The sequence below is a fragment of the Noviherbaspirillum sp. genome (assembly GCF_035654295.1).
In the GTDB taxonomy this organism is placed as follows: Bacteria; Pseudomonadota; Gammaproteobacteria; order Burkholderiales; family Burkholderiaceae_D; genus Noviherbaspirillum.
Genome location: NZ_DASRXF010000021.1, coordinates 1 through 12,358, shown reverse-complemented (window position 1 = coordinate 12,358; position 12,358 = coordinate 1). Strand labels below are relative to the sequence as shown.

Annotated in this window: 14 protein-coding genes; 7 read left to right on the top strand and 7 right to left on the bottom strand. The window is 65.6% G+C overall.

The window, feature by feature from the left end:
- Nucleotides 1-16 precede the first annotated feature (16 nt).
- Nucleotides 17-913, top strand: a complete 897-nt coding sequence (locus VFF99_RS02500; RefSeq protein WP_325014688.1) for a DMT family transporter — start codon at nt 17-19, stop codon at nt 911-913.
- Between the two features lie 153 nt (nt 914-1,066).
- Here the strand turns inward: VFF99_RS02500 and VFF99_RS02495 are convergent, their stop codons facing one another.
- Entirely contained in the window at nt 1,067-1,273 is a 207-nt protein-coding gene (locus VFF99_RS02495; protein ID WP_325014686.1) for a hypothetical protein, read from the bottom strand.
- A 50-nt stretch (nt 1,274-1,323) separates the two neighbouring features.
- Nucleotides 1,324-1,749, bottom strand: coding sequence for a response regulator (locus VFF99_RS02490; RefSeq protein WP_325014684.1), 426 nt, complete (start codon nt 1,747-1,749; stop codon nt 1,324-1,326).
- Between the two features lie 187 nt (nt 1,750-1,936).
- On the opposite strand from VFF99_RS02490, the gene VFF99_RS02485 reads away from it, so the two are divergent.
- On the top strand, nt 1,937-2,131 hold the full coding sequence (locus VFF99_RS02485) for a hypothetical protein (protein WP_325014682.1): 195 nt from the start codon (nt 1,937-1,939) through the stop codon (nt 2,129-2,131).
- Nucleotides 2,132-2,140: 9 nt separating this feature from the next.
- Here VFF99_RS02485 and VFF99_RS02480 read toward each other — a convergent pair whose 3' ends face one another.
- A complete protein-coding gene (locus VFF99_RS02480; RefSeq protein ID WP_325014681.1) occupies nt 2,141-5,077 on the bottom strand; it encodes a PAS domain S-box protein in 2,937 nt (978 codons plus the stop codon).
- 257 nt (nt 5,078-5,334) lie between these two features.
- On the opposite strand from VFF99_RS02480, the gene VFF99_RS02475 reads away from it, so the two are divergent.
- Nucleotides 5,335-6,267, top strand: a complete 933-nt coding sequence (locus VFF99_RS02475) for an alpha/beta hydrolase (protein WP_325014679.1) — start codon at nt 5,335-5,337, stop codon at nt 6,265-6,267.
- 76 nt (nt 6,268-6,343) lie between these two features.
- Here the strand turns inward: VFF99_RS02475 and VFF99_RS02470 are convergent, their stop codons facing one another.
- A complete protein-coding gene (locus VFF99_RS02470) occupies nt 6,344-6,619 on the bottom strand; it encodes a hypothetical protein (RefSeq protein ID WP_325014677.1) in 276 nt (91 codons plus the stop codon).
- A 191-nt stretch (nt 6,620-6,810) separates the two neighbouring features.
- On the opposite strand from VFF99_RS02470, the gene VFF99_RS02465 reads away from it, so the two are divergent.
- The 3 genes from VFF99_RS02465 (at nt 6,811) to VFF99_RS02455 (ending at nt 10,437) form a co-directional block, all read left to right on the top strand.
- Nucleotides 6,811-8,841: an NADPH-dependent 2,4-dienoyl-CoA reductase gene (locus tag VFF99_RS02465; RefSeq protein ID WP_325014675.1), complete on the top strand. Its 2,031-nt coding sequence runs from the start codon at nt 6,811-6,813 to the stop codon at nt 8,839-8,841.
- 88 nt (nt 8,842-8,929) lie between these two features.
- Nucleotides 8,930-9,064: a hypothetical protein gene (locus VFF99_RS02460; RefSeq protein ID WP_325014673.1), complete on the top strand. Its 135-nt coding sequence runs from the start codon at nt 8,930-8,932 to the stop codon at nt 9,062-9,064.
- A 44-nt stretch (nt 9,065-9,108) separates the two neighbouring features.
- Nucleotides 9,109-10,437 carry a sialidase family protein gene (locus VFF99_RS02455; RefSeq protein WP_325014671.1) on the top strand — a complete coding sequence of 443 codons (1,329 nt, stop codon included), beginning with the start codon at nt 9,109-9,111 and terminating at the stop codon, nt 10,435-10,437.
- 43 nt (nt 10,438-10,480) lie between these two features.
- Here VFF99_RS02455 and VFF99_RS02450 read toward each other — a convergent pair whose 3' ends face one another.
- Together VFF99_RS02450 and VFF99_RS02445 are read right to left on the bottom strand one after the other, a co-directional pair.
- Nucleotides 10,481-10,870 (bottom strand): VanZ family protein, encoded by a 390-nt coding sequence (locus VFF99_RS02450; protein ID WP_325014669.1) that lies wholly within the window; start codon nt 10,868-10,870, stop codon nt 10,481-10,483.
- Between the two features lie 106 nt (nt 10,871-10,976).
- On the bottom strand, nt 10,977-11,315 hold the full coding sequence (locus VFF99_RS02445) for a DUF1294 domain-containing protein (protein ID WP_325014667.1): 339 nt from the start codon (nt 11,313-11,315) through the stop codon (nt 10,977-10,979).
- Nucleotides 11,316-11,485: 170 nt separating this feature from the next.
- Here VFF99_RS02445 and VFF99_RS02440 point away from each other — a divergent pair, with 170 nt between their 5' ends.
- A complete protein-coding gene (locus tag VFF99_RS02440) occupies nt 11,486-11,863 on the top strand; it encodes a hypothetical protein (protein ID WP_325014665.1) in 378 nt (125 codons plus the stop codon).
- A 12-nt stretch (nt 11,864-11,875) separates the two neighbouring features.
- On the opposite strand, the gene VFF99_RS02435 is transcribed toward VFF99_RS02440, so the two are convergent.
- The coding region (locus VFF99_RS02435; RefSeq protein ID WP_325014662.1) for a UDP binding domain-containing protein at nt 11,876-12,358 on the bottom strand (483 nt) is incomplete at its 5' end.

The window sequence follows — 12,358 nt, the reverse complement described above, 5'->3', positions numbered from 1 at the left end:
TTTTTTAGTTGCTGCCATGAACCGCCCCCTGACGCTTTCCACCGCACTGATGCTCGTCGTACCGCCCTTGCTTTGGGCGGGCAATGCGGTGGTGGGACGTCTCGTCAGCACCATGGTGCCGCCGATCACGCTCAATTTCCTGCGCTGGGCGATCGCGCTGCTGATCCTGGCGCCGCTGGCGGGCTGGGTCTATCGCAAGGGCAGCGGCATGTGGTCGCACTGGCGGCGCTTCGCGCTGCTCGGCCTGCTGGGCGTGGGCATGTACAACGCGCTGCAGTATCTCGCGCTGCAAAGCTCGACGCCGATCAACGTCACGCTGGTGGCGGCAAGCATGCCGGTGTGGATGCTGCTGATCGGATGGATGTTCTTCGGCGCCGGCGTCTCGCGCCGGCAGGTGGCCGGCGCCTTGCTGTCGGTGGCCGGCGTGCTGATCGTGCTCAGCCGCGGGGAGTGGCAACAGCTGGTGGCGCTGCGCCTGGTGCCGGGGGATTTGTTCATGGTGCTCGCCACCATCGCGTGGTCGGTCTACAGCTGGCTGCTGGCGGGGCGCAAGGAACCCGAGGCGATCCGGAGCGACTGGGCCGCCTTCCTGCTGGCGCAGGTCACCTTCGGCGTAATGTGGTCCGGCGCGTTTGCCGCCGGCGAATGGGCGGCAGGCAGCCGGCACATCGCATGGGGATTGCCGCTTGCGGCGGCGCTGCTCTATGTGGCGGTGGGGCCGGCGATCGTTGCCTTCCGCTGCTGGGGCGCGGGCGTGCAGCGCGTCGGCCCCAACATCGCCGCCTTCTTCAACAATCTCACGCCGCTGTTCGCGGCGCTGATGTCCTCGGCTTTTCTCAGGGAATTGCCGCATGCTTATCATGCGGCTGCCTTTCTGCTGATCGTGGGCGGGATTGTGCTGTCGTCGCGGTGATTCCTGGGGCGCTGGCGGGTTTCGCTTCGCTCTACCCACCCTACGATACTTTATAGAGGAAGGTAGGGTGGGTAGAGCGAAGCGAAACCCACCAGCTTATAAAGGACGGTAGGCTGGATAGAGCACAGCGAAACCCACCGCAATCCCGTCCCACTAATCCTTCTTCCGCTCTCCCTTGGGCAACAGCGCCAGCACCATCAGTGCGACCAGCGACAGCCCGGGGAACACAGCGGCGGCCGCGGCGCCGATCGCTGCCCAGCCGAAAAAGCTGCGCTGCTTCATGCGGTCGGCCACCGCGCCGAGGATCAGGCCGACGGCGGCGGATTTCAGGAGGATGAGGTAAATATCGTCGTTGAACATGGCGGTCGAGTACGTGATGCGCCCGCCATTGTAGCTACCCCGCGGCTTCCCTACACGTTGCCCGGCGAGATTTCCTTCAGTTTTTCCAGGCCGACAGGCTTGACCCAGTGCTGGTCGAAGCCGGAGGCGGAGGTGCGCTGCCGGTCCTGTTCCTGTCCCCAGCCGGTGAGGGCCACCAGCATGACACCCTTCCCATGCTCGGACAGGCGCAGGCGACGTGCCACTTCATAGCCGTCGATGCCGGGCAGGCCGATGTCGAGCAGCACGATGTCGGGATGAAATTCCTCGACGGCGACCAGCGCAGCAAGGCCGTCGTGCACCACGGACACATCGCTGCCCAGCAGGCGTAGGATCTCGGCCGCCGACTCGGCTGCGTCCACATTGTCATCCACGACGAGGATGCGTTTGCCCTGCGGTTCGTCACCCGCCTGCATGGAGGACGCGGGGGGATTCGTCATGGAAAGCGCGTTGGTCATTGGAATTGTCCTTGTTGTCGGCGTTCATGCCGGGCTGCGCATGGAATAGGGCACCGGTTATTATGGGGGTTCGACGTGCGCATCGATTGACCAGCGTCATCCGCCGTTTCAAAGTTGAAGTGAAATCAATCATGGTTGCAATCGATCACGACTGCAATCAATCGCAACTGCGGGCAAGGAGTTTCACTTGGTCACGCTTTACGAGTACACACGCCAGCCGCACTACTGGATCGCGCATGACGGCGAGGGATACTGGCTGGTTCCCGTGCGCAACGGCGGATGGCAGGAGCGCGAGCCTTTCGTCGGCCATGCCGTCGCACTGCGTCCGGTGATCGACATGGAGGGCATCGACCTCGGCATTCCCGCCGCCGGCGAGGACTGAGGCCGGCATTCAGCGCAGCTTCTCGAGCATGCCTCGCACGCGCGAGGCAAAGGCCTCCATCGAGAAAGGCTTGGTCATGACCTGCGTGCCGGGCGCGAGCAAGCCGTCGCGCATCGCGCTGTCTTCCGCATAGCCGGAAATGAACAGCACATTCAGGCCGGGCTGGACTGCGCGCGCAAGTTCTGCCAGCTGGCCGCCGCTCATGCCGCCGGGCAGTCCGAGGTCGGTGACCAGCAGGTCCACGCGCGGCCCCGATTGCAGCAGTCGCAATGCCTGCGCGGCATCGCCCGCCTGCATCACCCGATAGCCCAGCGTCTCCATCAGCTCGCCGAGCCGTGCGCGCAGGGGCGCCTCGTCATCGACGATCAGCAGGGACGCATCGGTTCGCGCCTTTGCCGCACCGGCTGCGCTGCTGCCGGCGCGATCCCCGTCCGCACTCTCGAAGGTGCGCGGCAGTTTCATCCTCACCGTCGTGCCGCGCCCGGGCTCGGTGTAGATGCGGATATGGCCGCCCGACTGCTTCACAAAGCCATAGATCATGGACAGGCCGAGGCCGGTGCCCTGGCCGAGCGGCTTGGTGGTGAAGAAGGGATCGAAGGCGCGCGCGGCGACGTCGGGCGTCATGCCGGTGCCGGTATCGGTCACGCTAACCGATACATACTCACCCGGCGCGATGTCGGGAAATTGTGCGCAGTAGGCCTCGTCCAGCACGATGTTGCCGGTCGTGATGGTCAGCCGCCCGCCTTCCGGCATCGCATCGCGTGCATTGATCGCCAGGTTGAGCAGCGCGCTTTCGAGCTGGTTCGGATCGCAGCGCGCGGTCCATACATGCGGTGCAAGCACCGCGTTCACTTGCACCGACGGCCCGACCGTGCGCCGGATCAGGTCGGTCATGGAAGCGACCAGCCCGTTCACGTCGACCGGCCGCGGATCGAGCGTTTGCCGCCGCGAGAAGGCGAGCAGACGGTGCGTGAGCGCGGCCGCCCGCTCCGACACGTTCAGCGCGCTGTCGATGTAGCTGACGAGGTCGGCGGTGTTGCCCATCGCCAGCCGCAGTTTCATCAGCTCCAGGTTGCTGACGATGCTGGCGAGCAGATTGTTAAAGTCGTGCGCGATGCCGCCGGTGAGCTGCCCCACCGCCTCCATCTTCTGCGCCTGTCGCAGCGCATCCTCCGTATGGCGCAGCGCCTCGGCCTGCTTCTTTTCCACGCTGATGTCGCGCGCCACGCCGTACAGCAGATCGCCCTCCGGCACGATGGTCCATGACAGCCAGCGGAAGCTGCCGTCCTTGTGCAGGTCGCGAATCTCGTAACCCACCAGCGGCACGCCGCCGCTCAGGACGGCGATCTTTTCCCGCAGCCCGGCGCGGTCTTCCGGATGCGTCAGTTCGAGGAAGGGGATCGTGGTCGCTTCCTCCTCGCTCCATCCCAGCGTGGCGGTGAAGGCCGGATTGACGCTCAGGAAATGGCCTTTCAGCGAAGCGATCGCCAGGATGTCGCGCGACATGCGCCACAGGCGGTCGCGCTCGCGCAGGCTTTCCTGGATGCCAAGCTCCAGCCCGGCATTCAGGGTGCGCAGGCGCTCCTCGGTCCGGCGCAGGCCGGTGATGTCCGTGTGCACGCCCACCCACTCGCGCACGTTGCCGCTGGCGTCTTGGGTGGGGATTGCGCGCACCGAGTAATGCCGCCATTCGCCGTCGCGCCGGCGCAGCCGGTGTTCGAATACGTAGACCGTGCGCGCCGCGACCGCCTTGTTCCATGCTTCCACCGTCGCCTTGGCGTCGTCGGGGTGGATTGCCCGCTCCCAGCCATGGCCCCGGTATTCCGCGTAGGTCTGTCCGGTCATTGACTCCCAGCCGGGCTGTTCGTCCACCATCAGCCCGGCGGCATTGGTGGTCCACAGCACGCCCTGCACGGCATCGATCGCGGCACGGAAGCGCGCATTGCTCGCCACCAGCGCCGCCTGCGCACGCGCACGCTTGATCGCGTCCCAGGCGCGTTCGGCAACCTCGCGCGCGAGCATCTGCTCGTCGTCTCGCCAGCGGCGCGGCACCATGCTGTGCACATACAGCGCGGCGCTGAAATCGTTCTCGCGGATGAGCGGCACGGTGATCCCGGCGCGCGCCTGGATGTCGGCATAGGGGCCCTCGCCGTCGCCGCCGCCAGTGAAGCCATATTGCCCCGCGTCGGTGGTGACGACCGTGCGTCCGGCACGCAGTTCATCCAGCAGTGCGCTCCGGAAGGCATGCATCGGGAACTGGCGCCCCGCCAGGCTGGGAACGCGCCCGCCGGTCCAGTCGGAATGGAAATGCAGCACCTGTTCGGGCAGCATTTCCGCGATGCCGACCCGGTCCGCATGCAGGTGGCGTCCAAGCATCTCGGCAACGGCGCGCATGATGTCGTCCGGCTCCTGCACATGCCGCAGCCTGTCCTCGAAACGGATGCGCAGCGCCTGACGGCGCTGGCTCAACACAGTCGCCGTCGTATCGGCGCAGACGCAGAACACGCCGGCCGGCTCGCCCGTGTCGCCGCGCAGCGGCGAATAGGAGAAGGTGAACCACGCACGTCCGTCTTCACCCTGCCCGGGTACAGCGAGCGGCTGGTTTTCGAAGTAGACCGCTTCCCCGGCAAGCGCCTTGTCGATCAGCGGCCGGACATCGTCCCACACCTCCTGCCACACTTCGCACGTGGGTCGGCCGAGGGAGGCGGGATGGCGGTCGCCGAGAATGTGCCCATACGCCTCGTTGTAGACCATCGCGAGTTCCGGTCCCCAGGCGACGCACATCGGAAAGCGCGAATCGAGGACCAGGGTGACGGCGGCGCACAGGGCGGCAGGCCAGCCGGCAGGCGGGCCGAGGGGGGATGCCGCCCAGTCCGTTGTCCGGAAGAGTTCCGCCATCCTGCCGCCCAGGGCGGGAAGGGCGTCAATTCCGTGCCGCTGGCTCATGGCCGGGACTCCTGCGGAAAAAGTGTGAAACCGGATGACTGCGGTAATGGTTCGAGCGATGAAACAAGCATGGCCATAGAGTAGCGTGATTGACCGCGTTCTGCATGGCAGCGTCTGTTTCCGTGATGACATATGCGGCGCGGCGCCATCCGTTGACAGCATGAGGCCATCCGTTGCCGTTGCTGCGCTCCGTCAAGCCGGCAGGATGGACGGCGGCTAGCGTGGCGGAGATTCGTCAACTTCCACCGGACACCGCCATGCATCCTGGCCGAAAAACACTGCTGCCGCTGCTATTCCTCCTGTTCCTCCTGACCGGCTGCGCCGGCGCCTACAAGCAGGTCGCCGATTTCGCGGTCGGCATGGACCGCCGGCAGGCGGAGCTCGAGCGCAAGGAAGTCACGCTCGACGACGGCCTGCGTTACGTCTACCTGGAAGGTGGCAAGGGCGATGCCTTGATGCTGCTGCACGGCTTCGGGGGCAACAAGGACAACTTCACCCGCAGCGCGCGCTACCTGACGCCGCACTACCGTGTCATCATCCCGGACCACATCGGCTTCGGCGAATCCGCGCGCCCGCCGGAAGCCGACTACACGCCCGCAGCCCAAGCCGAGCGCCTGCACCGGCTGGCCAAAGCGCTCGACGTCAAGACCATCCATCTCGGCGGGAATTCGATGGGCGGGCAGATCGCGATGGCCTATGCCGCGCGCTATCCGAAGGAAGTGGGAAGCCTGTGGCTGCTCAACCCGGCCGGTGTCTGGAACGCGCCGCGCAGCGAGCTTGCGCAGATCGTGCTCGGCACCGGGCGCAATCCGCTGATCGCGCGCAGCGAGGAAGAATTCGCGCAGACCTTTGCCTTTGTGATGAGCGATCCGCCCTTCGTGCCGCGCCCCATCCTCGATGTGTTCGCGCAGGAGCGCATCCGCAATGCGGACCTGGAAGAGCGCATCTTCGCGAAGATCGCCACCGATTCCGTCGAAGAGCGCGTGACCGGCCTGCAAACGCCGACCCTCATCGTGTGGGGCGAGCACGACCGCGTGATCCATGTCGGCACCGCGGAAGTCCTGCGCAAGCTGATGCCGCGTTCGCGCGTGCTCGTCATGCCCGGCGTCGGACACCTGCCCATGCTGGAGCGGCCGAAGCAGAGCGCTGAGGACTACCTGCGCTTCCGCACCGTGATGCGCGAAGACTGAACTGCAATGGGAAAAAGCACCCCCGTCAGAGGGGGTGCATGAAGGTACCCGTCAAAGGTACAAGGGGGCAGCGTAATTACTTTTCCTGTGCGGGCTTGACGTCGACATCGGGCACCGTGACCGTGCGTTCTTCCTTCTTGATGGTCGGTACATCGACGGTGCGCTGTTCCTTGTTCACCGCGACATCGGGCGTCTTCACGTCATACTCGGGCAGCTTCACATCGCCGGCCTGCTTCTTTTCCACTTCATACTTGGGCAGGTCGACGTTGCCCGACTGTTTCTTCTCCACGTCGCAGGCGGCGAGGCCGAAGGCAGCGGCAGACATGAGTGCAATAGAGAGTGTTTTCTTCATTTTGGCGTCCTCACAAAAGTTAGCGAAAGCGTTTGTTCGGGCTCTACTGCATGTTCTGACCGCGCCCTGCTGCCGGAAGTTGTTGCGACTGTGTTAAGAAATGTAACCTCCTCCTTAGAGGATTGCCACTAAGAATAGGCGGCGTACATCTTGTAGACTCTCCCGACCCCGCACCGGAGAGAGACACCAAGATGAAGACCACCCACCCGCACCTGCTGGCTCCGCTCGACCTCGGCTTCACCACGCTGCGCAACCGCGTCGTGATGGGCTCGATGCACACCGGACTGGAAGACCGGTTCTTCAATTATCCAAAGCTGGCCGCCTACTTCCGCGAACGGGCAAAGGGCGGTGTCGGCCTGATCGTCACCGGCGGGATCTCGCCCAACCGGCAGGGCTGGCTGCTGCCTTTCGGCGGCACGCTCAACAGTGCGTTCGACGTGCCCAACCACCGCAAGGTCACCGATGCCGTGCATGAAGAGGGAGGCAAGATCCTGATGCAAATCCTGCACTCCGGCCGCTACGGATATCAGCCCTTTGTCGTGTCCGCCTCGGCGCTCAAGTCGCCGATCTCGATGTTCACGCCGCGCGAGCTCGACGAGAAGGGCATCCTGCGCACCATCAGCGATTACGCGCGCTGCGCGGCGCTGGCGAAGAAGGCCGGCTACGACGGCATCGAGATCATGGGCAGCGAGGGCTACCTGATCAACCAGTTCCTCTGCGCGCGCACCAACCGCCGCACCGACCGTTGGGGCGGCTCGATCGAGAACCGCATGCGCCTGCCGGTGGAGATCGTGAAGCAGGTGCGCCAGGCGGTCGGCAACGACTTCATCATCATGTACCGCCATTCGCTGCTCGACCTCGTCGAAGGCGGCAATACCTGGGATGACGTGGTGGCCGTCGCGCAGGCGCTGGAGAAGGCCGGCGTCAACATCATCAACACCGGCATCGGCTGGCATGAGGCGCGCGTTCCGACCATCGTCACCTCTGTGCCGCGCGCCGCCTTCCGCAGCCTTGCCGGACGCCTGCGCAAGGAAATCGGCATTCCGGTCGTGGCCTCCAACCGCATCAACATGCCCACCGAGGCGGAGGACATCATCGCCAGCGGCGACGCCGACATGGTATCGATGGCGCGCCCCTTCCTCGCCGATCCCGACTTCGTGAACAAGGTCGCGCAAGGCCGCGTCGACGAGATCAATACCTGCATCGCCTGCAACCAGGCCTGCCTCGACCATACCTTCGCCAACAAGCGCGCGAGTTGCCTCGTGAATCCGCGCGCCGGACATGAGACCGAACTGGTCTACACGAAGACCGCGCAAGCGCGCCGCGTGGCAGTGGTCGGCGCCGGGCCGGCCGGACTGTCGGCGGCCACCGTTGCCGCCGAGCGCGGCCACCGCGTCACCCTGTTCGAGGCCGGCGACCGCATCGGCGGCCAGTTCAACTATGCGATGCGAGTGCCCGGCAAGGAAGAATTCCGCGAGACGCTGCGCTACTTCCGCAAGCGCATCGATCTGAGCGGCGTCGAGCTCGTGCTCAACCGCAAGGTCACGCGCGAGGAACTGCTGGCGCAAGGTTTCGACGACGTGATCGTCGCCACCGGCATCGTGCCGCGCAAGCCGCGCATCGAGGGCATCGACCATCCGAAGGTGTTGTCCTACCTCGACGTGCTCAAGCACGATGCGCCGGTGGGCAGGCGCGTCGCGGTGGTGGGCGCCGGCGGCATCGGTTTCGACATCAGCGAATTCCTGCTGCACGATCCCCATGTGCCGCTGCCCGTGCCGCTGCAGCAGTGGCTGGATGAGTGGGGCGTGGACCTCGAGGCCGGCAGCAACGGCGGCCTGCGCCAGCCGGTGCCCGAGAGCCCGGTGCGCGAAGTGTTCCTCCTGCAGCGCAAGGCGTCGAGGTTGGGCGCGGCGCTCGGCAAGACCTCGGGCTGGGTGCACCGCGCCACGCTGCAGCGCAAGGGCGTGCAGATGCTGGCCGGTGTCGACTACCGGAGGATCGACGATGCGGGCCTGCACATCACCGTCGACGGCAAGGAGCGCGTGCTCGAGGTGGATCATGTGGTGATCTGCGCCGGGCAGGAATCGCTCAAGGAACTGATGCCGGCGGAGCAGGAGAAGACCGGGCCGCGCTTCCATCTCATCGGCGGCGCGGCGCTCGCAGCGGAGCTGGATGCCAAGCGCGCCATCCGCGAAGGTGCGGAGCTTGCCGCACGGCTATGAGTCCGCACAGAAATCTTGTGCAACATCAAGGCCGCGCAGTTTCCAGTCAGCACAATAAGCGTGTCGTAATTGCAATGGAGCAGCGGCCGTGAGCAGGAAGAACGAAAAATTCAAGGAGCGCATGCGCAGGCGGCAGGCCCGCGCAGAGCGCCTGTACCGTTTCGCACTGATGTCGGTCGCGCTCGGCGTCGGGCTCGCCTGCCTTGGCGCGATGCGCATGTAAGTGATTTTCTTGGAGCCGCCGCCTTGGGCATCTAGACTGTCCGAATGGGCGCGCGACTCCTGACCACCTCTCTGCAGGCGCTTCTGCCTGCATTTCTCCTGGCAATATCCTTTGGCGTTCCGGCGGCGGATGCGGTCAGCTGGCATGCCAGCATCGATATCGCGAACGGGAACGGCGAAAAAGGTCCCTGGCAGCAGAACGATTCCCGCTACGACTATGTGGACGACCCTGCAGTCGCGATGGACGGCAGCGGACGGGTAGCCCTTGCCTGGGTCGACCAGGGGAGCAAGGACGTTTTCTTCCAGCGGATCGGGCCTGACGGCACGGCGCGTAGCGGCAAGCCGGTCAACATCTCACGCAGCCCGGCCACCTTTTCCTGGCTGCCGCGCGTGGCGATCGCGCCGGACAACGCGCAGCACATCTATCTCTTCTGGCAGGAAATCATTTTCTCGGGCGCGTCGCACGGCGGCGAAATGTTCTTTGCCCGTTCGGAGGATGGCGGCGCCTCGTTCTCGGAACCGCTGAACGTATCGAACAATGTGGGCGGCGACGGCAAGGGGCGCATCAACAAGGACGTCTGGCATAACGGCAGCTACGACATCGTGGCCGTGCCTGACGGCGGGGTGTACGTGGCATGGACCGAGTACGACGGCCCGCTCTGGTTCAGCCGCTCTGGTGACGGCGGCAAGCGCTTCTCGACGCCGCGGCGCGTGGCAGGCGGAGGCAATGCGAAGCCGGTACGCGGTCCGGCACTGGCGGCCGGCAAGGGCGGCGATGTCTTCCTGGCATGGACAACCGGCGAAGACGGCAGCGCCGACATCCATCTCGCCCGGTCGGCCAATGGCGGCGAAACCTTCGGCGGGGCGGTCCGCCTGTTCCGCAGCAAGGGGTACTCGGATGCGCCGAGGATGGCGGTCGGCAGTACCGGGACGATACACCTCGCCTTTGCGGAAAGCGCGGGCGGCCCCTTCGATCGCTACCACGTGCGCTATGCGCGATCGTTCGACGGCGGGCGCAGCTTCGAGCGCGCGCGGGACATTTCCTCGCCCGGCGATGCAGGCGCGGCCTTCCCTGCACTGGACATCGACACCGGGGGCAATGTATTCGTGATGTGGGAAGTCTTTCCCGAGCCGCGCCAGCGGCCGCGCGGACTGGCGCTGACGGTGTCGCCCGACGGCGGCCGCAGCTTCTCGACGCCCCAGGTGATCCCTGGCAGCGTCGCGCCGGACGGCGGGAGCAATGGCAGCCACCAGGGACTATTGATGAAAAAAATGGCAGTGGCCGGCCGCGGGCAAGTGGCGGTCGTCAACAGCAGCCTGAAGGAAAACGCAGGCAGCCGCGTATGGCTGCTGCGCGGGAACTTCGGGGAATAGAAACAGCGGAAACAGCGGAAACAGCGGCCGGCGTGAATTCCGGTCAGGAGGATGTGGCCGTCTTCCCGATTGCCGTCATGCGGAACGTCAGCACGGTGAACAGCGCGGCGGTGATATCGATCATCCAGTCCGTGACGGCGCCGTCGCGGTAAGGCAGGAGGCTCTGGATGCACTCGTCGAGCGCACCCATGAGGGCGACGATAAAGAAGGCCTTGACCGCCTTGGCGGTCGCGTCGCCGGCCGCGCCGCAGGCGAGCAGGAAGGCAATGCAGGAATAGGTGGCAAAGTGGAGTACCAGGCCGGAAGCAACTTCGCCGATTTCGTCGCGCGCGCCGGGAATGGAGCCGAGGATGATGACGGCGAGGTACAAGGCAAGGCCGGCACGGAACATCAAGGGTTCGAACTGTTTGTTGGAAATGAAACGTGAGAGCATCGGATTCTTGTCGTGTGTCGGAGAGCAAACCCTAGCTCGGACAGTCGCGACCGTCTTCGCGTTCCGTCAGACATGCTTCGTTTTTCATCCGCCGTGCTGACAAAAATCAAACGCGGCCGGCCAGGAGGATGGCCGCCAACCCCGAGCAATTGAGGAACACGGTCGCCCAGAACATCGCGCGGAAGGGCTGCTTCTGCGTCTTGTGCCGGAACAGGACCTGGCCGATCAGCGCGCCCGGCCAGCCGCCGGCGAGGGCGAGCGCATGCAGCGTGCTTTCCGGCGTGCGGCGCAGTCCCCGCCGGGCGGCCGACTTATCCACTCCATAGGCCGCGAGCGCCGCGGCACTGGCGGCAATGTAAAGGAGGGGAACGGCCGGCGGCAACACAGCGGCGAATCCGGCGACGAGCAGGGCGGCAAGAAAGAGCGTGGCAAGAACGGCAGGCATGGCAACTCCGGCATCAAGGTGGCCGGAGTCTATGCAAGGCTTGCCGGAATGTCCATGGGCAAGGGTGTTGCGCCGCCGCGTCAGGCGCGATCGTGAAGCGTGTTGTTACAAAGATTCCGCGCAGGAGGCCATTCCATCGCCTTTAATATAAGGAGATCGAGGAGCCCAACATGAACAGAAATCTCGTCCTTGCAGCCGCCGTGTGCACGGCATGGCTGGCAGCCAGCCCGGCGCATGCCGGCGGACGGGTGCATTGGTCCGTGACGGTCGGATCATCTGGCTATGTGGTGCCGGCGCCGGGCGTCGTGGTTTCGCCGCAGCCGCACTACACCTACGGCCCGCCGCCCTCGGCTTTCGCGCCGCCGCCCGCGGTCGTCTATGTGCAGCCTGCTTATCCGGTCTATCCGCCGCCGGTCCTGTATGTCGACCCCTATGGCCGCCCGCTGCAGCAGCGCCACGGCCATGGCCATCGCCATCGCCACCATCATCATGGGGGGGATGACTGGGGCGACCGCGGCCACGGCGGGCGCTGGCACCATCACCGCTGATCCTTCCGGCCGCTAGTGTCGTCCGATACCGTAGTAGCGCAGGCCGGCCGCGCGCACGGCCTGCGGGTCGTACAGGTTGCGCCCGTCGAATACCACCTTGTCGCATAGCTCCGCCGCCAGCCGCTTGAAATCGGGCGCGCGGAATTCCCGCCATTCCGTCACCAGCACCAGCGCGTCGGCGCCGTCGACCGCCTCCCACGCATCCCTGGTGAAATGGATGCGGCCGGCACCGTGCGCCTTCTCCAGCGCGCGCGCCGCCTCCTCGCCGGCCACCGGATCGCAGGCGCGTACGCTGCAGTAGGCACCGAGGAGCTGGGCGATGAGCGCCAGGCTCGGCGCCTCCCGCATGTCGCCGGTGTCCGGCTTGAACGACAGACCCCACAGGGCGACCGTCTTGCCCTCCAGCCGACGCGCGCCGCCGTAGTGCGCGCAGATCTTCCGGTACAGCGCGTATTTCTGTTTCTCGTTGACGGCGTCCGTCGCCTTGAGCATGTG

What these genes read in the sequence shown, in the direction of transcription:
- VFF99_RS02465 (WP_325014675.1), top strand. Translation starts at nt 6,811, where the DNA reads ATGAAGACCACCCACCCGCACCTGCTGGCTCCGCTCGACCTCGGCTTC.
- VFF99_RS02455 (WP_325014671.1), top strand. Translation starts at nt 9,109, where the DNA reads ATGGGCGCGCGACTCCTGACCACCTCTCTGCAGGCGCTTCTGCCTGCA.
- VFF99_RS02450 (WP_325014669.1), bottom strand. Translation starts at nt 10,870, where the DNA reads ATGCTCTCACGTTTCATTTCCAACAAACAGTTCGAACCCTTGATGTTC.
- VFF99_RS02470 (WP_325014677.1), bottom strand. Translation starts at nt 6,619, where the DNA reads ATGAAGAAAACACTCTCTATTGCACTCATGTCTGCCGCTGCCTTCGGC.
- VFF99_RS02495 (WP_325014686.1), bottom strand. Translation starts at nt 1,273, where the DNA reads ATGTTCAACGACGATATTTACCTCATCCTCCTGAAATCCGCCGCCGTC.
- VFF99_RS02475 (WP_325014679.1), top strand. Translation starts at nt 5,335, where the DNA reads ATGCATCCTGGCCGAAAAACACTGCTGCCGCTGCTATTCCTCCTGTTC.
- VFF99_RS02480 (WP_325014681.1), bottom strand. Translation starts at nt 5,077, where the DNA reads ATGAGCCAGCGGCACGGAATTGACGCCCTTCCCGCCCTGGGCGGCAGG.
- VFF99_RS02440 (WP_325014665.1), top strand. Translation starts at nt 11,486, where the DNA reads ATGAACAGAAATCTCGTCCTTGCAGCCGCCGTGTGCACGGCATGGCTG.
- VFF99_RS02490 (WP_325014684.1), bottom strand. Translation starts at nt 1,749, where the DNA reads ATGACCAACGCGCTTTCCATGACGAATCCCCCCGCGTCCTCCATGCAG.
- VFF99_RS02500 (WP_325014688.1), top strand. Translation starts at nt 17, where the DNA reads ATGAACCGCCCCCTGACGCTTTCCACCGCACTGATGCTCGTCGTACCG.
- VFF99_RS02445 (WP_325014667.1), bottom strand. Translation starts at nt 11,315, where the DNA reads ATGCCTGCCGTTCTTGCCACGCTCTTTCTTGCCGCCCTGCTCGTCGCC.